At 64.3% G+C, this 19,016-nt stretch carries 21 protein-coding genes; 15 read left to right on the top strand and 6 right to left on the bottom strand.

Annotation, left to right across the window (positions count from 1 at the left end; translation table 11 throughout):
- Nucleotides 1-184: 184 nt before the first annotated feature.
- The 9 genes from U1769_RS17010 (at nt 185) to U1769_RS16970 (ending at nt 8,418) form a co-directional block, all read left to right on the top strand.
- Nucleotides 185-505 carry a MarR family transcriptional regulator gene (locus U1769_RS17010; protein WP_332718334.1) on the top strand — a complete coding sequence of 107 codons (321 nt, stop codon included), beginning with the start codon at nt 185-187 and terminating at the stop codon, nt 503-505.
- The gene (locus U1769_RS17005; RefSeq protein ID WP_332718332.1) at nt 441-815 is read left to right on the top strand and encodes an SH3 domain-containing protein; all 375 of its coding nucleotides are present in this window, start codon (nt 441-443) and stop codon (nt 813-815) included. Before U1769_RS17010 ends, U1769_RS17005 begins: the two co-directional genes overlap by 65 nt.
- Entirely contained in the window at nt 812-1,741 is a 930-nt protein-coding gene (gene argC / locus U1769_RS17000) for an N-acetyl-gamma-glutamyl-phosphate reductase (protein WP_332718330.1), read from the top strand. The genes U1769_RS17005 and argC overlap by 4 nt, the downstream gene beginning before the upstream one ends.
- Before the next feature lie 77 nt (nt 1,742-1,818).
- The gene (gene zwf / locus U1769_RS16995) at nt 1,819-3,279 is read left to right on the top strand and encodes a glucose-6-phosphate dehydrogenase (RefSeq protein WP_332718328.1); all 1,461 of its coding nucleotides are present in this window, start codon (nt 1,819-1,821) and stop codon (nt 3,277-3,279) included.
- A 49-nt stretch (nt 3,280-3,328) separates the two neighbouring features.
- A complete protein-coding gene (pgl, locus tag U1769_RS16990; RefSeq protein ID WP_332718326.1) occupies nt 3,329-4,039 on the top strand; it encodes a 6-phosphogluconolactonase in 711 nt (236 codons plus the stop codon).
- A complete protein-coding gene (gene edd / locus U1769_RS16985) occupies nt 4,036-5,853 on the top strand; it encodes a phosphogluconate dehydratase (protein WP_332718324.1) in 1,818 nt (605 codons plus the stop codon). Before pgl ends, edd begins: the two co-directional genes overlap by 4 nt.
- Before the next feature lie 2 nt (nt 5,854-5,855).
- A complete protein-coding gene (gene glk, locus U1769_RS16980) occupies nt 5,856-6,824 on the top strand; it encodes a glucokinase (protein WP_332718747.1) in 969 nt (322 codons plus the stop codon).
- Nucleotides 6,821-7,426, top strand: coding sequence for a bifunctional 4-hydroxy-2-oxoglutarate aldolase/2-dehydro-3-deoxy-phosphogluconate aldolase (gene eda, locus U1769_RS16975; RefSeq protein WP_332718322.1), 606 nt, complete (start codon nt 6,821-6,823; stop codon nt 7,424-7,426). Before glk ends, eda begins: the two co-directional genes overlap by 4 nt.
- Before the next feature lie 158 nt (nt 7,427-7,584).
- Nucleotides 7,585-8,418, top strand: coding sequence for an SDR family oxidoreductase (locus U1769_RS16970; RefSeq protein WP_332718320.1), 834 nt, complete (start codon nt 7,585-7,587; stop codon nt 8,416-8,418).
- A gap of 87 nt (nt 8,419-8,505) precedes the next feature.
- On the opposite strand, the gene mltG is transcribed toward U1769_RS16970, so the two are convergent.
- The 5 genes from mltG to fabD all read right to left on the bottom strand — a co-directional run bounded on the left by mltG (nt 8,506) and on the right by fabD (nt 13,083).
- On the bottom strand, nt 8,506-9,474 hold the full coding sequence (mltG, locus tag U1769_RS16965; protein ID WP_332718318.1) for an endolytic transglycosylase MltG: 969 nt from the start codon (nt 9,472-9,474) through the stop codon (nt 8,506-8,508).
- A 6-nt stretch (nt 9,475-9,480) separates the two neighbouring features.
- Nucleotides 9,481-10,740: a beta-ketoacyl-ACP synthase II gene (fabF, locus tag U1769_RS16960; RefSeq protein WP_332718316.1), complete on the bottom strand. Its 1,260-nt coding sequence runs from the start codon at nt 10,738-10,740 to the stop codon at nt 9,481-9,483.
- A 145-nt stretch (nt 10,741-10,885) separates the two neighbouring features.
- On the bottom strand, nt 10,886-11,122 hold the full coding sequence (locus tag U1769_RS16955) for an acyl carrier protein (RefSeq protein ID WP_272627031.1): 237 nt from the start codon (nt 11,120-11,122) through the stop codon (nt 10,886-10,888).
- 131 nt (nt 11,123-11,253) lie between these two features.
- Entirely contained in the window at nt 11,254-11,991 is a 738-nt protein-coding gene (gene fabG, locus U1769_RS16950) for a 3-oxoacyl-[acyl-carrier-protein] reductase (protein ID WP_332718310.1), read from the bottom strand.
- Nucleotides 11,992-12,147: 156 nt separating this feature from the next.
- The gene (gene fabD, locus U1769_RS16945; protein ID WP_332718308.1) at nt 12,148-13,083 is read right to left on the bottom strand and encodes an ACP S-malonyltransferase; all 936 of its coding nucleotides are present in this window, start codon (nt 13,081-13,083) and stop codon (nt 12,148-12,150) included.
- A gap of 176 nt (nt 13,084-13,259) precedes the next feature.
- On the opposite strand from fabD, the gene U1769_RS16940 reads away from it, so the two are divergent.
- The 5 genes from U1769_RS16940 to U1769_RS16920 all read left to right on the top strand — a co-directional run bounded on the left by U1769_RS16940 (nt 13,260) and on the right by U1769_RS16920 (nt 15,753).
- Entirely contained in the window at nt 13,260-13,655 is a 396-nt protein-coding gene (locus U1769_RS16940; protein ID WP_332718306.1) for an RcnB family protein, read from the top strand.
- Between the two features lie 190 nt (nt 13,656-13,845).
- Nucleotides 13,846-14,268, top strand: coding sequence for a 30S ribosomal protein S6 (gene rpsF, locus U1769_RS16935; RefSeq protein WP_332718304.1), 423 nt, complete (start codon nt 13,846-13,848; stop codon nt 14,266-14,268).
- A gap of 14 nt (nt 14,269-14,282) precedes the next feature.
- The gene (gene rpsR, locus U1769_RS16930) at nt 14,283-14,507 is read left to right on the top strand and encodes a 30S ribosomal protein S18 (protein ID WP_034158365.1); all 225 of its coding nucleotides are present in this window, start codon (nt 14,283-14,285) and stop codon (nt 14,505-14,507) included.
- A 12-nt stretch (nt 14,508-14,519) separates the two neighbouring features.
- A complete protein-coding gene (rplI, locus tag U1769_RS16925) occupies nt 14,520-15,128 on the top strand; it encodes a 50S ribosomal protein L9 (protein ID WP_332718302.1) in 609 nt (202 codons plus the stop codon).
- A gap of 127 nt (nt 15,129-15,255) precedes the next feature.
- Nucleotides 15,256-15,753 (top strand): hypothetical protein, encoded by a 498-nt coding sequence (locus U1769_RS16920; protein ID WP_332718300.1) that lies wholly within the window; start codon nt 15,256-15,258, stop codon nt 15,751-15,753.
- 274 nt (nt 15,754-16,027) lie between these two features.
- Here the strand turns inward: U1769_RS16920 and dapA are convergent, their stop codons facing one another.
- A complete protein-coding gene (gene dapA / locus U1769_RS16915) occupies nt 16,028-16,909 on the bottom strand; it encodes a 4-hydroxy-tetrahydrodipicolinate synthase (protein ID WP_332718298.1) in 882 nt (293 codons plus the stop codon).
- A gap of 88 nt (nt 16,910-16,997) precedes the next feature.
- Between dapA and U1769_RS16910 the strand changes: the two genes are divergently transcribed.
- Nucleotides 16,998-18,989: a lytic transglycosylase domain-containing protein gene (locus tag U1769_RS16910; protein WP_332718295.1), complete on the top strand. Its 1,992-nt coding sequence runs from the start codon at nt 16,998-17,000 to the stop codon at nt 18,987-18,989.
- The last annotated feature ends 27 nt before the right edge of the window (nt 18,990-19,016 follow it).

Genomic DNA, 19,016 nt, shown 5'->3' with positions numbered 1-19,016 from the left:
CATAGGCGAGCCGGGGCTCGCGATCAACCGCCACCGGACAGCGAGCCGCGAGGACATTTCGTTTCCGCACTGAAACCAGCAGCGATTATGAACGTTATGTGTCCGGAGCCCCAACGTGCGGGGCCGGCGCAACTGTGGAATTTTTTTCGTGGCCACAATTCCTGATCGATCGCTGAGCGGATGGATGCAGACGCTGGTGGATTATGTACGGTCGGGCGAGCCCGATCTCACCAACCGGCAGATGGCGCTGCTGCTGGTCGTATACCTCAATCCCGGGCCACATACGGTGCGCGGGCTTGCCCGTGTTCTCAACGTTTCCAAGCCGGTTGTGACGCGCGCCTTGAACAGGCTCGGTTCGCTCGGCTATCTGCGCCGACAGCGTGACGAAACCGACAAGCGCAACATCTTCGTCGCGCGCACGTCTGAAGGGGCAGAATTTCTTGAAGAGTTTGGCCAGTTTATCGGTGAAGCCGACCAGCAAGTCTCACGGCGGGCCACCGCGTAGGAGCTTTGCGCTGCTGGGCCCATCGGCCGTCCTCAATCCATTGCATGACGCTGTCCGTCGCGATGTCGCCGACATTCGCCTGGCCGATCGCGTGTTCGCGCCGCATTATGCCGCCCCAATGCCTCGCCGTATCGTGGCAGAAGTCGTTTTATATGGGGCGGATAGCGCCGACGCGCCGATGCTGACCACGGTAAAGGCTGGCGACATCTTCGAAGTGCTCGATCTTGCCGGCGGCAAGGCGTGGGGCATTGCTGTAGGCCAAAATCTGGTCGGTTATATCGACGTAGCTGCCCTGGAGTCGGCGCAATGACGGTCACGGTCTTTATCGACGGCGCGGCCGGCACCACGGGCCTCGAGATTCGCGAGCGGCTCTCGGGCCGGGACGACATCGAATTGCTGTCGCTGAGCGAATCGCGGCGCAAAGACGCCAAGGCGCGCGCGAAACTGCTGAACGATGCCGACTTCGTCATCCTCTGCCTGCCGGACGATGCCGCCCGTGAGGCAGTTGCGCTGATCGAGAACGACCGCACCCGAGTGATCGATGCGTCGACCGCGCATCGCACGGGCGACGGCTGGAGCTATGGTTTCCCTGAGCTCGAACCGGGCCAGGCGGCAGCGATCGCCGAGGCAATGCGCGTTTCCAATCCGGGCTGCTATCCGACCGGGTTTCTCGCACTCGTGCGACCGCTGGTCCGCGCGGGGCTGGTTCCGGCCGACTGGCCAATCACGGTCAACGCGATCTCCGGCTATTCCGGAGGCGGCAAAGCGATGATCGCAGAATTCGAGAGCACCGCGCTTGCCCCTGCTGCGCGCGCTTATGCACTCGGCCTCGCCCATAAGCATGTGCCGGAAATGCAGAAGCATGCCCGGCTCGAGCATCCGCCGATCTTCGCGGCGGCGGTCGCCAATACCTATCGCGGGATGATCGTCGAGGTGCCGCTGCCGCTGCATATGTTCGTGCGCCGGCCCACCCTGATCGCGTGCGAAACGGCGCTGCGCGAAGCATATCGCGATTCGCCGATCGTTCGGGTCGCCGACGTTACGGGCGATACCGTCGCGATAGAGGAGGATGCGGGAACCGACCGGCTGACCCTGCGCGTCTGCGGCAATGCCGAAACCGGCCAGGCCCGGCTGATCGCTACGCTCGACAATCTCGGCAAGGGCGCGGCGGGTGCAGCCGTGCAGAACCTCAACATCATGGCCGGATTCGATCCCGTGGCCGGGTTGACGCTTTAATCCGCCATCCCGACTCCCTATTCCGGCACGTCCGCGTCTGTTAGGCGCACGGCGATACGGCCCATCCAGGAGACATTATGCGCGATCCGGTAGGCAAGCTGCTGCTGTTCGGTGCGACGGGCGACCTCGCGCAACGCATGTTGCTGCCGTCGCTTTACGGCCTCCACGCCGACGGGCTGCTGCCCGAAGGGTTGACCATCACCGGCACGGCGCGGTCCGAGCATGACGATGCGAGCTATCGCAAATTCGCCAAGCACGCGCTGGACGAGTTCCTGCCCGAGGATCGCAAGGACGAGAAGGCGATCAAGAGCTTTCTCGAACGGCTCGGCTATCAGGCGCTCGATGCGACGGATCTCGCGCATTACAATCTCCTGGCGAAGAAGGTCGGCGACGTCGGCGGTGGCCTCTCTATCTTCCTCTCGACCGCGCCATCGCTGTTCGAGCCGGTGATCCGCGGGCTTGAAGCGGCCGGGCTGGCCGGTGAGACCGTCCGCATCGGGCTGGAGAAACCGCTCGGCTACGATCTGGCGTCGAGTCGCGAGATCAACGATACGGTCGCGAGCGCCTTTCCCGAGAACCGGACTTTCCGGATTGATCATTATCTCGGCAAGGAAACGGTCCAGAACATCCTCGCGCTTCGGTTCGGCAACAGCTTCTTCGAACCGGTGTGGAACGCACAGGGCATCGACAACATCCAGATCACCATCTCCGAAACCGTCGGACTCGAGGATCGCGCGGGCTATTACGATACGGCGGGTGCGCTGCGCGACATGGTCGCCAACCACATGCTCCAGCTGCTCGCGCTGATCGCGATGGAGCCCCCTGCCCGCTTCGACGGCACCGCGATCCGTGACGAGAAGGCGAAGGTTTTCCGTTCGCTGCGCAAGATCAAGCCGGAGGAAGCACCTCAGGTCACGGTGACGGGCCAATATACCCAGGGTGCGGTCAACGGCGAGATCGTGAAGGGGTATATCGACGAGTTGGGCAAGCCCTCGACCACCGAGACCTTCGTGGCGATCAAGGCCCATGTCGATAATTGGCGCTGGCAGGGTGTGCCGTTCTACCTGCGCACCGGCAAGCGCATGCCGAACCGGCATTCGGAAATCGCGATCCAGTTCAAGGCAGTGCCGCATTCCATGTTTGCCAGCCGCGGCGGGCTGCTCCAGCCGAACATGTTGATCATCCGCCTGCAGCCCGAAGAATATGTCCAGCTGCTGGTGATGGCCAAGGAACCTGGCCTCGATCGCGACGGCATCCGCCTGCGCGAAGTGCCGCTCAACCTCAGCCTCGATTCCGAATTCGCCGGCACGCGCCGGCGCATCGCCTATGAGCGGTTGCTGCTCGACCTGATCGAGGGCGATCCCACCCTGTTCGTGCGCCGCGACGAGGTGGAGGCGCAATGGGAATGGATCGACGCGATCCGCGCCGGCTGGGTGGCGAATGACGTGAAGCCGAAAAGCTACGGATCGGGTACCTGGGGCCCATCGGCGGCGATCGCGCTGACCGAGCGGGACGGCGTGACCTGGCAGGACGACTGATACGCGCAGCGGCGCCCGCCGCTCGCAGTGAAACACGATAAGGTGATGTATGAGCGAAGAAATCGAATGGTGGGATTATGACGACGCGGCCGAGATGGCGGCGGCGGTCGCGGGCGATATCGCTTTCGTCATCGAAAGCGCGATCGACGCGCGCGGCGGCTGCGTCATTGCCCTCGCCGGCGGCAAGACCCCGCTGCCGATCTACGAGAAGCTCGCCGCGACGAAGCTCGACTGGAAGCGCGTGACGATCATCCCGACCGACGAGCGCATCGTGCCGCTGGGCGATCCGCTGTCCAACATCACGGCCATCGGCAAGACCTTCCTGTCCAAGGGCGCGCGCGTAATCCCGATCGTCAGCGAAGCGGCCAAGGATTATCGCGCCGCCGGCAAGGCAGCCGATGCGCGGCTCGCCGACCATCACTGGCCGCTCGATCTCTGCCTGCTCGGCGTCGGCGAAGACGGGCATACCGCTTCGATCTTTCCCGGCCCCGATTTCGAGGAAGCTATCAACGGCCCGCGCGAACGCCGTGCGCTCGGCGTGATGCCGGATCCGATGCCGGCGGACGCTCCCGTTGCGCGCATCACGCTCAGCCGTGCCGCGATCGTTTCCGCCAAGGCGCTGATGATCGCCGTCACCGGCGACAAGAAGCGCCAGGTGATCGAAGCGGCGATCAAGCAGGGTCCCTCGTCGAACTATCCGATCGGCCGCGTCCTGGCTGACGCCGAGCTGCCGGTGGACATCCACTGGAGCCCCGCATGACGCTTCACGCCGATGTGAGTGCGGTCACCGACCGGATCATCGCCCGGTCGCGGCCGACCCGCGACGCCTATCTGGCGCTGATCCGGCGCGAACGCGACCTGCATGTCGACCGGCCCGCGCTTGGCTGCGCCAACCTCGCGCACGGCTATGCCGGCACGGAGGAGGACCGCGACACGATGAAGGCCGGGGGCGGCATGAACATCGGCATCGTCACGGCGTATAATGATCTGCTCTCGGCCCATGCGACCTATTATCGCTACCCCGAGCAGATGAAGGTCTGGGCGCGTGAGGCCGGCGCAACGGCGCAGGTCGCCGGCGGCGTGCCGGCAATGTGTGACGGCGTGACTCAGGGCTATCCCGGCATGGAACTGTCGCTGTTCAGCCGCGATACCATTGCGCTCAGCACGGCGGTCGCGCTGAGCCACGGCATGTTCGAGGGCGCGGCGCTGCTCGGCATCTGCGACAAGATCGTGCCGGGCCTGCTGATGGGCGCGCTGCGCTTCGGCCACCTCCCGATGATCCTGATCCCCGGCGGGCCGATGCGATCGGGCCTCGCCAACAAGGCCAAGGCTGCGGTCCGCGAACAATTCGCCGAGGGCAAGGCAAGCCGCGAAGACCTGCTCGAAGCCGAGATAGCCGCCTATCATTCGAAGGGCACCTGCACCTTTTACGGCACGGCCAATTCGAACCAGATGATGATGGAGGTGATGGGCCTGCACATGCCCGGCGCCGCCTTCGCGAATCCCGGTACCAAGCTGCGCCAGGAACTGACGCGCGCCGCCGTCCACCGGCTCGCCGAGATCGGCTGGAATGGGGATAGCTACCGTCCGCTCGGCGAATGCGTCGATGAGAAGGCGATCGTCAACGCCGCGATCGGGCTGCTCGCGACCGGAGGATCCACCAATCACCTGATCCATCTGCCTGCGATCGCCGCCGCGGCCGGAATCGTGATCGACTGGGACGATTTCGACCGTCTTTCGCGAGCCATACCGCTGATCGCCCGGGTCTATCCCAATGGCTCGGCCGATGTGAACGGCTTCGAGGACGCGGGCGGCATGCCCTATGTCATCCGCGAACTGCTCGACGCCGGGCTACTCCACCGGGACTTGAAGACGGTCGCCGGGGATGACATGACAACGTATGCCAAACGCCCCGCCATTGCGGACGAGGCGCTTACATGGGGGGATGTCGGGGCAAGTGGTGACGATACGATCCTGCGCCCGGCGGCCACGCCCTTCGCGCCTGAAGGGGGCTTCCGCATCCTGGTGGGCAATCTCGGCCGGGCTTGTATCAAGGTGAGCGCCGTCGAGCGCGATCGCTGGACGATCGAGGCGCCCTGCCGGGTCTTTTCAGACCAGCTCGAGGTGCAGGCAGCGTTCAAGGCGGGCGAGCTAGACCGCGATGTCGTGGTGGTGGTGCGCTTCCAGGGGCCTCGCGCCAATGGGATGCCGGAATTGCACAAGCTCACACCACCGCTCGGTGTGCTGCAGAATAGGGGTTTCCGCGTCGCGCTCGTCACTGACGGGCGCATGTCCGGGGCAAGCGGCAAGGTGCCCTGTGCGATCCATTGCTCCCCCGAAGCGCTGGGCGACGGCCCTTTGGCCAGACTGCGCGACGGCGACGTGATCCGTATGTCGGCCGATAGCGGTGAACTCGTCGCGCTGGTCGATGCCGATGAATGGTTCGCCCGCCCTTGCGCGGTCGCCCCGCCGCCGGCGCAGGGCATGGGACGCGAATTGTTCAGCCTGTTCCGCGGCACTGCGAACGAAGCGGAAAAGGGCGCATCGGCCGTGCTCGCGGCGATGGGCTGGTGAGTATGGATGTCGTCGCAGTCGATATCGGCGGAACGCATGTCCGGTTCGCCATCGCCAAGGTCGCGGATGGCAGGGTCGTCTCACTGGGCGAGCCGGCAACGTTGAAGACCGCAGAATATGCCAGCCTGCAGACGGCATGGCAGGCGTTCGGCGCGTCGCTCGATAGCCCCCTGCCCCGCGCTGCCGCCATCGCAGTCGCCTCTCCGGTCGGTGGTGAGCTGATCAAGCTGACCAACAATCCCTGGATCATCCGTCCTGCATTGGTGCGCGAGCGGCTCGAGGTGGACGACTATGTCCTGATCAATGATTTCGGCGCGGTCGGCCATGCGACGGCGCAGATGCCCGAAGATTGCTTCCTGCATCTCGGCGGCCCCGACGAACCCTTTGCCGCGCACGGCGTGCTGACGGTGTGCGGCCCTGGCACCGGCCTGGGCGTCGCGCAGGTGCTGCGTACCCCGCATGGCTATCACGTGATCGAAACCGAGGGCGGGCATGTCGATTTTGCGCCGCTCGACGAGATCGAGGATGCGATGCTGAAGCGATTGCGGCGCACCTATAACCGCGTATCGACCGAGCGGATCGTCGCCGGCCCGGGCATCGTCACCATTTACGAGACCCTGGCCGGGATCGAAGGTCGGGCGGTCCAGCGGCTCGATGACAAGGAAATCTGGCGCGAGGCGCTGGAGGGCGAGGATAGCCTGGCGCTCGCCGCGCTCGACCGGTTCTGCCTCAGTCTGGGTGCAGTCGCCGGGGACCTCGCTCTCGCGCAGGGTGCGAAGGGCGTGGTCATCGCCGGCGGGCTGGGCCTGCGGCTCAAGGATCATCTCGCCCGCTCGGGTTTTGCCGAACGATTTGCGGCAAAGGGGCGTTTCCGAACGATGCTTGAAGCGATACCGGTGAAGCTCATTACCCATCCCCAGCCCGGCCTGTTCGGCGCCGCGGCCGCCTTTGCCCAGGAGCATGCCCGATGAGCGGTATCGAAACGATCATGCGGACCAGCCCGGTTATCCCCGTGCTGGTGATCGAGGACGCGGCCACTGCCCGCCCCCTGGCCGAAGCGCTCGTCGCTGGAGGGCTGAAGGTGCTCGAAGTGACGATGCGCACCGCGGCGGCGCTGGATGCGATCCGCGAGATGAAGCAGGTGCCGGGCGCGATCGTCGGTGCTGGCACCGTCGTCTCGACCGAGCAGTTCGAGCAGGTGATGGAAGCCGGCGCCGAATTCATCGTCTCGCCCGGCCTGACCGAACGACTGGCGCAGCCGATCGTGGCGAGCGGCGTGCCCTATCTGCCGGGCATCGCGACGGCGGGTGACATCATGCGGGGGCTGGATCTCGGCCTGACCCATTTCAAATTCTTCCCGGCGGAGACTTCGGGCGGTCTCAAGGCGCTGAAGGCGCTCGCCGCTCCATTCTACCAATGCTCCTTCTGCCCGACCGGCGGCATCACGGAAGCAAGCGCATCGGACTGGCTCGCCTTCGCGCCGGTGCTGTGCGTTGGTGGTAGCTGGGTAACCGGAGGAACCCTGGCCGAGATCGAGGCCAAAGCGCGGGCCGCGGCGGCGCTCCCCCGCTAGGCAATTGCCCACCTGCAGCCGGGAAATCATACGACACTGCGATCGATCGCAATTTCCACAACGGATCCTTTTGGACGATCGATGATGAATTATGGACGTTTCATTATCGATCGACTGGACCGTCTTGGTTAGACGTTTCCGACAGAAGGAGACGAACAATGACCAAAACCATCATGATTACCGGCTGCTCATCGGGTTACGGCAAGGCCAGCGCCGAACTGTTCCTCGAGCAGGGCTGGAATGTCGTCGCGACGATGCGCACGCCCCGGACCGATCTGTTCGAGGGTGCCGGGGACAGGCTGCACGTAGTGCAGCTCGACGTGACCAATCCGGCCAGCATCGACGGTGCGATTGACGCGGCGATCGCCGCATTCGGCGCGATCGACGTGGTGGTGAACAATGCAGGGATCGGCCTGTTCTCGGCGTTCGAAGTGACCCCGATGGCAACCGTCCGCGAACTTTTCGAGACCAACAGTTTTGGTGTGATGGCCGTGTGCCAGGCGATCATTCCCTATATGCGGGCGCGTGGTTCGGGCACGATCGTGAACGTCACCTCATCCGCCGCCATCGCGCCGATGCCGCTGGTCGCCCCCTATTGCGCCAGCAAGGCCGCGATCGAGGCGTTTACCGAATCGCTCCACTATGAACTGGCCAGCGTCGGCGTACGCGCGCGGCTGGTTGAGCCGGGGATGGCGCCGACGACAAGCTTCGCTGCCAATGGTGCGGAGCGAATGAGCGGCCTGCTGTCCGAACCCTATCGCGCCTATGGCGAGCAGCTGTTCGCACACCTGAGCGACTATCCTTTTGCCTATGCGACGGAGCGCCAGGTTGCAGAAGGCGTCTTCGCTGCGGCGACGGATCCGGGCGAGCGCCTGCGCTTCCCGGCCGGCCAGGACAGCGAAAGTCTCTACACGCTGCGCGAGATCAGTTCGGAAGCGACCTATCTGGCGCAGATGCGCAGCCTGTTCGGCCCGACGGCGCTTGCTCGGTAAGCGGAGCGCCGGACAGTTTCGGTGGTGTCGGTCCCGAGCCTCAGGCTGGGGCCGACATGCCGTGCGGGTCGATGATGTGCGGGGCCATCACATCTCACCACGCGAGCGCCGGATCGCGTACCATTTCTGGACGTTGGCATTATGCTGGTCGAGCGTATCGGCGAAGACGTGCCCGCCCGTCCCGTCAGCGACGAAATACAGGGCGTTGGAGGGTGCCGGATCGAGCACCGCGTCGATCGAGGCGCGTCCCGGGTTGCAGATCGGCCCGGCCGGCAGGCCAGTCATCGCATAGGTGTTATAGGCATTTACCGCCCGGACTTCCGAAGCGAGGATACGACGACCGAGCGGGCGCCCCTTCGTCAACGGGTAGATGATGGTCGGGTCGGCTTGCAACATCATCCCTCGCTTCAGCCGGTTGGAATAGACCGCAGCTACCGTCCGCCTTTCGCTTGCCTTGCCGGTTTCCTTCTCCACGATCGAAGCGAGAATCAATGCCTCTTGCGGAGTCTTCACCGCAATGCCCGGCTTGCGCTTCGCCCAGGCAGCCGCAAGGTAGCGCGTCATCGCGCGCTGCATGCGATCGAGCATGAACTGCCGTGTGTCGCCCAGCTCGAAGCTGTAGCTGTCCGGCATGATCGTGCCCTCGCCGGGCACGGCAACGCTGCCCTTAAGTCCCTGCGTCTTGTCCAGCGCATCCTTCACCAGCACTGACGGCCAGCCTTCCGGCACCGTGACCAGCCGCTGCAGCGTTCTGCCGCTCTCCAGGACTGCGAGGATCCGCGCTTCGCTAACATGGGCCGGCAGCCGGTATTCGCCGGCCTTGATCCCCGCCCCGGAGCCGCGGAGCCGCGCGAACAACCGGAACCGGCCGGCCGAACGGATCGCGCCGGCCTCCTCCAGCTGCGTCGCCGCGCGCGCAAGACTGGTGCCGGGAGCGATTCGCACCGTGACGGTGCGCGCGAGGGGTCCTTTTCCGCCCCATTGCTGCAGCCCGACAAACGCCGCGATGGCCGCGGCCAGGACGAGCAGCAGCCCGAGACATCCAAGCTTGCGCACTGCTTCCTAGACGGCCCGCATGACGAGGCTGGCATTGGTGCCGCCAAAGCCGAAGCTGTTGTTGAGCACTGCCTTGACCGACCGCTGCTTGGCGACATGCGGCACGAGATCGACACCGGCACAATTGTCGCTCGGATTGTCGAGGTTGAGTGTCGGCGGCACGATCTGGTCGCGCAGCGCGAGGATGCAGAAAATGCTCTCCACCGCGCCGGCACCACCGAGCAAATGTCCGATCGCCGACTTGGTCGAGCTCATCGACAAGGTGTCGATATTGTTGCCGAACAGGCGCCGCACCGCGTTCAGCTCGAGCTCGTCGCCGAGCGGGGTCGAGGTACCGTGCGCGTTGATATAGTCGATGTCGGACAGGGACAGGCCCGACTTTCGCATCGCCATTTCCATTGAGCGAAACGCGCCCGATCCTTCCGGATGCGGCGCGGTTACGTGATAGGCGTCGCCGGACAACCCATAGCCGATCACCTCGGCATAGATTTTCGCGCCGCGCGCCTTGGCCCGCTCATATTCCTCGAGGCACACCACACCAGCGCCCTCGCCCATCACGAAGCCGTCGCGATCCTTGTCATAAGGGCGGCTGCCCCGTTCAGGCGTATCGTTGAAATTGGTCGAAAGCGCGCGTGCCTGGGCAAAGCCCGCGATACCAAGCGGGCAGATCGCGCCCTCGGCGCCACCGGCGAGCATCACGTCGGCATCGTCCATCGCGATCATCCGCGCGGCGTCGCCGATCGAATGGGCGCCGGTCGAGCAGGCAGTGACGACGGCATGGTTCGGGCCCATCAAGCCGTATTTGATCTGCACCTGGCCGGTGATCAGGTTGATCAGGCGGCCATGCACGAAATGCGGGGATACGCGGCGCGGCCCCTTTTCATGCAGTACGATCGATTCGCTGGCGATTCCCGGCAGGCCGCCAATGCCCGATCCGATCGAACAGCCGGCGCGGAAGCGCTCTTCCTCGGTCATGTTTGTCAGGCCGGCATCCTCGAGCGCCTGGCCGGCGGCATCGATGCCGTAAATGATGAAGGGATCGACCTGGCGCTGCACCTTGTGATCGACGCGCAGGCCGGGATCGAAACCATAGGGGTGATCCGCCGGCTTTACCTCGCACGCGATGCGGCAGGCATAGTCGGTCGCATCGAAGCGGGTGATGGTCGCCGCGCCCGATTTGGCCGCGATGATGTTCGCCCATGCGGTTTCCACATCGGCGCCCAGCGGCGTCACGAGCCCGAGCCCGGTTACGACAACACGGCGCATGGCCATCTCCGTTCTTCGTTCGTCAAAATTGGGTCGTCAAATAGGAACGGCCCCCCGCCCCGGTTAATTGCCCTGGGACGGGGAGCCGTTCATGCATTCCTGCCCCAAACGGGCCGGGCGGGGCGCCGGGGCGCCATCCGCCAGATCAGTCCTTGTGCTCGTCGATGAAAGTGATCGCGTCCTTGACGGTCGTGATCTTCTCGGCGGCATCATCGGGGATCTCGACTTCGAATTCCTCTTCGAAGGCCATGACCAGCTCGACGATATCGAGGCTGTCCGCGCCCAGATCGTCGATGAAGCTCGCGTCCTCGGTGACCTTGTCGGCTTCGACGCCGAGATGCTCGACGACGATTTTCTTAACGCGGTCTGCGGTCTCGCTCATTGTTATCGTCCCTCTATCGCTGGGGGTTTCATTTCCTGAACGCACGTAGAACGCGGTTGGTGCCCTTGCAAGAGGGCGCGGGCTCAGGGACCCGCATGGTAGACGATCCGTTAGCGGATCGGGTCCGGCGATCAGATCATTGCCATGCCGCCGTTTACGTGAAGCGTCTGGCCGGTGACATAGCTTGCCTCGCGGCTGGAGAGATAGACCACAGCAGCACCGATATCGGCGCCCTCCCCCATATGCCCCGCCGGAATGCGCGCGTTGAGCGCTTCCTTCTGCGCATCCGGCAACGCGTCGGTCATCGGCGACGCGATGAAGCCTGGCGCGACGCAGTTCACGGTGATGCCGCGGCTGGCCAGTTCCTGCGCCAGCGCCTTCGACATGCCGACCAGGCCCGCCTTGGAGGCGGCATAATTGGCCTGGCCGGGGTTGCCCGTCGTGCCGACCACCGACGTGATCGAGATGATCCGCCCGAAGCGCGCCTTCATCATCGGCCGCGCAGCGGCGCGGGCGAGCCTAAAGGCAGCCTCCAGATTGACCCGGATCACCTGATCCCATTCCTCGTCCTTCATCCGCATGACGAGATTGTCGCGGGTGACGCCTGCGTTGTTGACCACGATATCGAGCTTGCCGAGCGCCTCGACCGCCCGCGGCACGAGCGCATCGACTGCCGTCGCATCGGACAGGTCGCAGGGCAAGGCGACATGATCGCCGCCCAGACTCGCCGCGAACGCGTCCAGCTTCGCCGCGTTAGATCCGGAAATCGCGAGTCGCGCACCCTGCGCAGCAAGCGCCTGCGCGATCGCCGAACCGATTCCTCCCGAAGCGCCAGTCACCAGCGCGGTCATGCCAGTCAGGTCGAACATTCTTGTCTCCTCTTATCCTTCTCCCCTTGTGGGAGAAGGTGGCGCGTAGCGCCGGATGAAGGGGAGTGAGGTTCGGGACCACAACCCGGTCCGCCTCACCCTTCCCATCGCTAAAGCGATGGGCCCCTTCCCTCTCCCACAAGGGGAGAGGGAGAATTACAGTGCTTTTGCCAAAGCCTCGATATCGTCCATCGTGATCACGCTCGTCGCCTCGACATCGGGCGCGATGCGCTTGACCATCGGGGCGAGCACCTTGCCGCCGAACTCGACGAAGCGCTCCACGCCAGTGTCAGCCATCGCGAGCACCGATTCCCGCCAGCGCACCATGCCCGTCACCTGCTCGACCAGCAGGCGGCGGATCGTGTCGACGTCGCCAACCGCGGTCGCGGTGACGTTGGCGAACACCGGCACCAGCGGCGAATCGATCCGCGCCTCGGCCAGCGCCTTTTCCATCGCGTCGGCGGCGGGTTGCATCAGCGGGCAATGAAAGGGCGCCGAGACCGGCAACAGGATCGCGCGCTTGGCGCCATATTCCTTGGCGATGGCGACCGCGCGTTCGATCGCACCGCGATGGCCTGAGATCACCACCTGCGAAGGATCATTGTCGTTCGCGACGGTACACACCTCGCCCTCGGCCGCCGCATTCGCGATGATCCGCGCCTTTTCGACATCGGCGCCGAGCAAGGCCGCCATCGCGCCCTCGCCCACCGGCACCGCTGCCTGCATGGCGAGCCCGCGATGCTTGAGCAGCAGCGCGGTCGTCGCAAGATCGAGCGCGCCCGCTGCGCACAGGGCGCTATATTCGCCGAGCGAATGGCCGGCGACATAATCGGCCTTGTCGGCCAGGCGGATGCCGCCTTCCTTCTCCAGCACGCGCAACGTTGCGATGGCGTTGGCCATGATTGCCGGCTGGGCATTCTCGGTCAGCTGCAACTCGTCCTCCGGGCCTTCGCTCATCAGCTTGAAGAGATGCTGGCCAAGTGCCTCGTCGACTTCCTCGAACACCGCTCGGGCGACTGCGCTGGCTTCGGCGAGGGCGCGGCCCATGCCGACGGCCTGGCTGCCCTGCCCGGGGAAGATGAATGCGCGCATGTGGCTGGCTCCTTGAGATCAGGCGCGCCGGACTAGAAAGCTGAACGGACTTAGGCAAGCCGCGACAATTGGCGACCATTTCGCCCCTTCTTCGGCACGAGCCTGCGACAACCGGCTCCTAGATAGATGAGGACGCCGAACGAGGCGCCGCAGAACGACACCAAGGAGTGAGTATCATGAAGAAGTTCATCCTGACCGCGATTGCCGCTTCGATGGTTGCAAGCCCGCTGGCCGCCACTGCCGCATCGGCGGGCCAGTATCAGCCGCAGCAGCGCCACGAGACGGTCGTCCGTCATCAGCCGGGCAAGACCGTCGTCGTCCAGCGCGACGTCCGCAACAGCCGGTCGCAGTACCAGAATGGCAACCGCAACAATTATCGCAGCACCTGGCGCAAGGGCGAGCGCTTCGATTATCGCCAGGCCCGCAACTACCGCGTCGTGAACGATTATCGCGGCCGTCACCTGAAGGCCCCGCCCCGCGGTTACCGCTATGTCCAGTCGGGCAATGACGCGCTGCTGGTCGGCATCTCGAGCGGCTTGATCGCCGCCATCCTGACCGGTGCGCTGCGCTAACCGGTACAGGGTTCGACTAAACCCTCCGGGATCGGGCGGAAGGCTTGCCTTTCGCCCGATTTCCGCTAAGGGACCGCCATCGGGGTGGGAAGCGCCAGCTTTCCGCCCCGGTTGCATTGAGAGACGATAGCCGGAGGGGCGTTGCGCATGGTGCGTACGTCAGCGATCGGCCAAGAGAAGAGAAAGCAGCATGGCTCTATACGAGCACGTGTTCCTTGCGCGCCAGGATCTGGCACAGGCGCAGGTGGATACGCTGGCGGAAACCGCCACCAAGATCATCGAAGACAACAAGGGCAAGGTCGTGAAGACCGAGTCCTGGGGCTTGCGCAGCCTCGCGTACAAGATCGCGAAGAACCGCAAGGCGCATTATGTGATGCTCGAAATCGACGCGCCGGCTGGCGTTGTCGCCGAGCTGGAGCGCCAGACCCAGATCAACGAAGACATCATCCGCTACATGACCGTCAAGGTCGACGGCCTCGAAGAGGGTCCGTCGGTGATGATGCGCAAGAGCGATCGTGACCGTGAGCGCCGTGGCGACCGTGAGGGCCGTGGCGACCGTCCGGACCGTGGTGACCGGCCCGAGCGCCCGCGTCGCGACTTCGACGGCGAATAAGGAGCATATAGACAATGGCACGCCCATTTTTCCGCCGTCGCAAGAGCTGCCCGTTCTCCGCCAAGGATGCCCCCCGGATCGACTATAAGGACGTCCGGTTGCTGCAGGGCTTCGTGTCCGAGCGTGGCAAGATCGTCCCGAGCCGTATCACTTCGGTGAGCGGCAAGAAGCAGCGCGAACTCGCCCAGGCGATCAAGCGCGCCCGTCATCTGGGCCTGCTGCCCTACATCGTTAAGTAAGGAGCCGGACTCATGGATGTGATCCTGCTGGAACGAGTCGAGAAGCTCGGCAACATCGGCGACGTGGTGAAGGTTAAGGACGGTTTCGCCCGTAACTTCCTGCTGCCGAACAAGAAGGCGCTTCGTTCGAACGAAGCCAACCGAAAGGTGTTCGAGAACAGCCGCGAGCGCATCGTGGCCGACAACGCCGCGCGCCGCGGCGAAGCCGAGAACGAAGCCAAGACGATCGACGGCATCACGCTGACGCTGATCCGCCAGTCGTCCAACACCGGCCAGCTCTACGGTTCGGTCGCTGTGCGCGATCTGCTCGAACTGCTGGAGGCCGAAGGCCACAAGGTGCCGAAGTCGGCGATCGTGCTCAACAAGCCGATCAAGGCAATCGGCGTCTATGACGTGAAGGTCACGCTGCACCCAGAGGTCGCGGTGACGATCAAGGTCAATGTCGCGCGCTCGCCTGAAGAGGCCGAGATGCAGGCAAAGGGCGTCGACGTGATGACCGCGATGTTCGAAAAGGACGAAGCGGGCTTTGTCGAGGCCTATGACCCCAATGCCGAACCGGGCGCGACCGCCGAGGTCCAGGCCGAAGCGGCGAACGAAACGGACGAGTCGGCCGAAGGCTGATCGACCCCGAAGTTCGTATGAAAAAAGGCCGTCCGGAGCGATCCGGGCGGCCTTTTTCGTAAGTCCGCCCGGCCTTTGCGTTTGGCACCCTGGCCCCTAATATCCGCGGAAATGACGATGTTGGGGGGTGGATATGATCCTGTCGATTTTTTGGGCCGTTATTGCGGCGGTCGCACCTGCACAGGAGGCGCCAAGCCCGCCCAGCGTCGAAGTTGGCGACTGGACCGTGGCCCCTGAAGGCGAACAACGCTGTCATATGCTGGGTTCGTTCGGCGACAATGTGATCAGCATTGCCGCGGATCGGGCGGGAAACGGCAATCTCGCCTTCTTCAGCACCGGGCCAAGGCTTGAAAATACCAGATATGCGGCGCGCTATTCGTGGGACGGGTGGAAAACGGAAACCTCCACTACGATGATCCCGCTAAATCTTGCCCGAGGCGGCAAGCTGAGTCGTGTGCTCGCAACGGGGATCCGGTCCGACTTCCTCACAAATCTGGCGCGATCGAAGCATTTCTGGCTGCGGATCCCCGATATCGGTTTCGACGAGGATCTCGAAATTCCCGATGCAGGAAGAATTCTCGCTGCGTTGGGCGATTGCGTCCGGGCGATCGATACGACACCGTAATAAAAAGGGCCGCGCGGTTTTCCCGCACGGCCCTTACTTTTCGTTTGGCACTCTGCTCGCTTGCGTCACGGCGCCGCGACACACGCCCCTACCACTGCGACCAACGGGATCAGGGCGAGGAAGATCGGAACGACGGATTTCATGGCCTGGTCACTTCGCGCTCGTTGAACTTGCAGTAAAAATGCGCGCTGCAGCCAAATGTTTCCGCTCGATGAACGAGAATCTTTTCGCGCTGATTTGGAACTTTTCAACGATAGGGCGGAGCCGGCCCGCTCTATCGTAACTTGGCCTGCGCCAAGCCTGCATCGACCGCCCGCTGGCTCGCTTCGCTTGGCCAGGTCATCGGCAGGCGGAGCGTCTTCGGGAAGTCGCTGCGCACACGGCTCAGTGCATATTTGATCGGGCCGGGCGACGCGTCGGTGAACAATGACACATGCAGCGCAAACAGCCGGTCCTGATATTCCAGCGCCGTCGCGTAATCGCCGGACTGGCACGCGGCCTGGAATTCGGCGCACAACCGGGGCGCGACATTGGCCGTGACGGAGATGCAGCCCCTGCCCCCCATCGCATTGAACGCCAGCGCCATATCGTCATTGCCGGAGATCTGGCAGAAATCCTCGCCGCAGGCCGCGCGCTGGGCCGAGACGCGCTGGATCACGCCGGTCGCATCTTTCACGCCGACGATGCTCGGAAACGCCGCGGCAAGGCGGCCCATCGTCTCGACGGCAATATCCGTCACCGTTCGCCCCGGCACATTATAGAGCACGATCGGCAGGTCGCAGCTGTTCGCCACCGCCTCGAAATGGCGGAAGATGCCGTCCTGGTTGGGGCGATTGTAATAAGGCGGGACCATCAGGGCGGCATCGGCGCCCGCGTCCTTCGCGGCCTTGATGTTCTCGATCGCTACGCGCGTGTCGTTCGATCCCGCGCCGGCGATGACGGGTACCCGGCCCGCAGCCTGCTCGACGCACACGCGCACGACGTGGAAATGCTCCGTAGCGCTCAACGTCGCGGCTTCGCCGGTCGTGCCGCAAGGCACAAGCGCAGCCGATCCCTCGGTGATCTGCCACTCGACGAAATCGCGATAAATGGTCTCGGCGAATGCGCCGTCTTGCTCGAACGGCGTGACAAGCGCCGGGATCGATCCCGAAAACATGCTGATATGCTCCTGAGCGACGCGGTTTCCGTCGCATTTTCGTAAATTGTTCAGCGACAAATAAGGTTCGCGCGCATATCCTGTCCACATGATAGCGTCACTGATCAAGTCGGGATTGCTGATCGCCGGTGTTTCCGGCGTGGCAGTAACCTCGGGCTTCGCACAGGACCAGCTTGGCTGGGGGCGAGCCCAACAAGCGCTGCAAGGATCGGTTGCCGCAAACAGCGCGCTTTCTACGACCATCGCTGAATGGAAATCGCTTCAGAACAGCGCGACTTATCCTTTCGAGACGTACGCGCGCTTCCTGCTCGCTCATCCCGGCTGGCCTGGCGAGGCGGGCATGCGGCGCAGCGCCGAGAATGCGCTTGGCGCTGGCAGCGGATCGTCCGGCACGATCGTCACCTTTTTCCGCCGGTTCCCGCCGCTCACCGGGGCCGGAAAAGTCCGTTTCGCGGAAGCGCTGTCGGCAAACGGCGCGCGGGACGAAGCGAACCGCGCCGCCGCCAAGGCCTGGACTTCTGGCTCGCTCTCGGCGGTCGATGAGGCCCGGCTGATCGGCGGCTTTTCCAGCGCCCTCACGCCGGCTGATCACGACACGCGCATGGACATGCTGCTGTGGCAGGGATCGCTCCAGTCAGCGCAGCGTCAGCTCGGGCTGGTCAGCCCGTACAAACGCGCATTGTTCGAGGCCCGGCTGGCCTTTCGTACCAACGCAGCGAACGCCGCCGATCTGGCCGCGAGTGCAGCTGTGATCGGTGCGAGCGACCCCGGCTATCTTGCCGATCGTGCAGCCTGGTTCCGCACCAACAATGCCTCACCGAGCGCGCGTAGCGTCCTGGCGCGGCGATCAGCGCTTTCTACGCGACCCGGCGATGTCGAGAAATGGTTCGAGGCCTTGCTGACCAATGCGCGCGGCGCTGCGGCGGATTCGCAATATGCCACTGCCTTCGATATCGCGCGGCGGGTCGACGACGCCTATCCGGTCGGAACCGACGTCAGCGACCGTCCGCTGGGCGAGCGTGACGACTATACCAGCCTGACCTGGCTCGCAGGCCAGACCGCACTGAAGCAGCTAGGCCGACCGGCCGATGCAATCGGCATGTTCGCGCGTTACGCCGGCGGGTCGAAGACGCCGACAACCCAGTCGAAGGGCCTGTACTGGGCCGGGCGGGCCGCCGAGGCGGCAGGCCGGCGCGAAGAGGCGAACGGCTATTATGCGCGAGCCGCCGGGTTCCGCGATATGTTCTACGGCCAGCTCGCTACCGAGCGGCTCGGCCTTGCGCTGGCGCCGCCGGGCGATCCGTTGATGAAGCCAGTCGACCCGCAGGTTCGCGCCGCCTTTTACGCGCGCGAGACTGTGCGCGCGGCGCAATATCTCGGCACCGCCGGTGCTTGGGAAGATCAGACCGCCTTTGTCCGCCAGATCGCGAACGACGCCAAGTCGGACAGTGATCATGTGCTCGCAACAGAGCTGTCGCGCACGCTTGGTCGGCCCGATCTCGGCGTGATGGTGGGGCGCAGCGCGCTGCAGAACGGCCTGAGCGAATATAGCACGGTCGGCTTCCCCAATGTCCGGGTGCCGGCCGCCAGCCAGGACAGCTGGACGATGATCCACGCCATCGCGCGCCAGGAAAGCCAGTTTAATCGCGCGGCCGTCAGCCATGCGGGCGCGCGCGGGCTGATGCAGCTGATGCCCGGCACGGCCCGCGAGACGGCCGGTAAGCTTGGCCTGTCCTATGATGCCGGCTCGCTGACGACCGACACGGACTATAACATCATGCTCGGCTCGAGCTACTTCCGGCGCGTCTATGCGATCTACAACAGCTATCCGCTCGCCGTGGCGGCCTATAATGCCGGCCCGGGCAACGTAAACAAATGGCTCAGGGCGAATGGCGATCCTCGGATGCCGGGTGTCGACATGGTCGACTGGATCGAGGCGATCCCGATCTATGAAACCAAGAATTATGTTCAGCGCGTGCTCGAGAACGCCGTGGTCTATGACCTGATGAACCCGACACGGGCACGTTCCAGTGGCACCCGGCGGATCAGCTGGTATCTGGGCAAGAACAGCGCGGGTTGAACGGGACTCGTCCCTCGTAACGTATTC

Origin of the sequence: Parasphingomonas zepuensis (assembly GCF_036663735.1) — a bacterium.
Taxonomy (GTDB): Bacteria; Pseudomonadota; Alphaproteobacteria; order Sphingomonadales; family Sphingomonadaceae; genus Sphingomonas.
The sequence above is the reverse complement of the archived record's forward strand: the minus strand, read 5'-3'. Positions and strand labels throughout refer to the sequence as shown.

Bases quoted from the DNA above. Each gene is read 5' to 3' on its own strand.
- U1769_RS17010 (WP_332718334.1), top strand. From the start codon at position 185: ATGCAGACGCTGGTGGATTATGTACGGTCGGGCGAGCCCGATCTCACC.
- argC (WP_332718330.1), top strand. From the start codon at position 812: ATGACGGTCACGGTCTTTATCGACGGCGCGGCCGGCACCACGGGCCTC.
- zwf (WP_332718328.1), top strand. From the start codon at position 1,819: ATGCGCGATCCGGTAGGCAAGCTGCTGCTGTTCGGTGCGACGGGCGAC.
- pgl (WP_332718326.1), top strand. From the start codon at position 3,329: ATGAGCGAAGAAATCGAATGGTGGGATTATGACGACGCGGCCGAGATG.
- edd (WP_332718324.1), top strand. From the start codon at position 4,036: ATGACGCTTCACGCCGATGTGAGTGCGGTCACCGACCGGATCATCGCC.
- glk (WP_332718747.1), top strand. From the start codon at position 5,856: ATGGATGTCGTCGCAGTCGATATCGGCGGAACGCATGTCCGGTTCGCC.
- eda (WP_332718322.1), top strand. From the start codon at position 6,821: ATGAGCGGTATCGAAACGATCATGCGGACCAGCCCGGTTATCCCCGTG.
- U1769_RS16970 (WP_332718320.1), top strand. From the start codon at position 7,585: ATGACCAAAACCATCATGATTACCGGCTGCTCATCGGGTTACGGCAAG.
- fabF (WP_332718316.1), bottom strand. From the start codon at position 10,740: ATGCGCCGTGTTGTCGTAACCGGGCTCGGGCTCGTGACGCCGCTGGGC.
- U1769_RS16955 (WP_272627031.1), bottom strand. From the start codon at position 11,122: ATGAGCGAGACCGCAGACCGCGTTAAGAAAATCGTCGTCGAGCATCTC.
- fabG (WP_332718310.1), bottom strand. From the start codon at position 11,991: ATGTTCGACCTGACTGGCATGACCGCGCTGGTGACTGGCGCTTCGGGA.
- fabD (WP_332718308.1), bottom strand. From the start codon at position 13,083: ATGCGCGCATTCATCTTCCCCGGGCAGGGCAGCCAGGCCGTCGGCATG.
- U1769_RS16940 (WP_332718306.1), top strand. From the start codon at position 13,260: ATGAAGAAGTTCATCCTGACCGCGATTGCCGCTTCGATGGTTGCAAGC.
- rpsF (WP_332718304.1), top strand. From the start codon at position 13,846: ATGGCTCTATACGAGCACGTGTTCCTTGCGCGCCAGGATCTGGCACAG.
- rpsR (WP_034158365.1), top strand. From the start codon at position 14,283: ATGGCACGCCCATTTTTCCGCCGTCGCAAGAGCTGCCCGTTCTCCGCC.
- rplI (WP_332718302.1), top strand. From the start codon at position 14,520: ATGGATGTGATCCTGCTGGAACGAGTCGAGAAGCTCGGCAACATCGGC.
- dapA (WP_332718298.1), bottom strand. From the start codon at position 16,909: ATGTTTTCGGGATCGATCCCGGCGCTTGTCACGCCGTTCGAGCAAGAC.
- U1769_RS16910 (WP_332718295.1), top strand. From the start codon at position 16,998: ATGATAGCGTCACTGATCAAGTCGGGATTGCTGATCGCCGGTGTTTCC.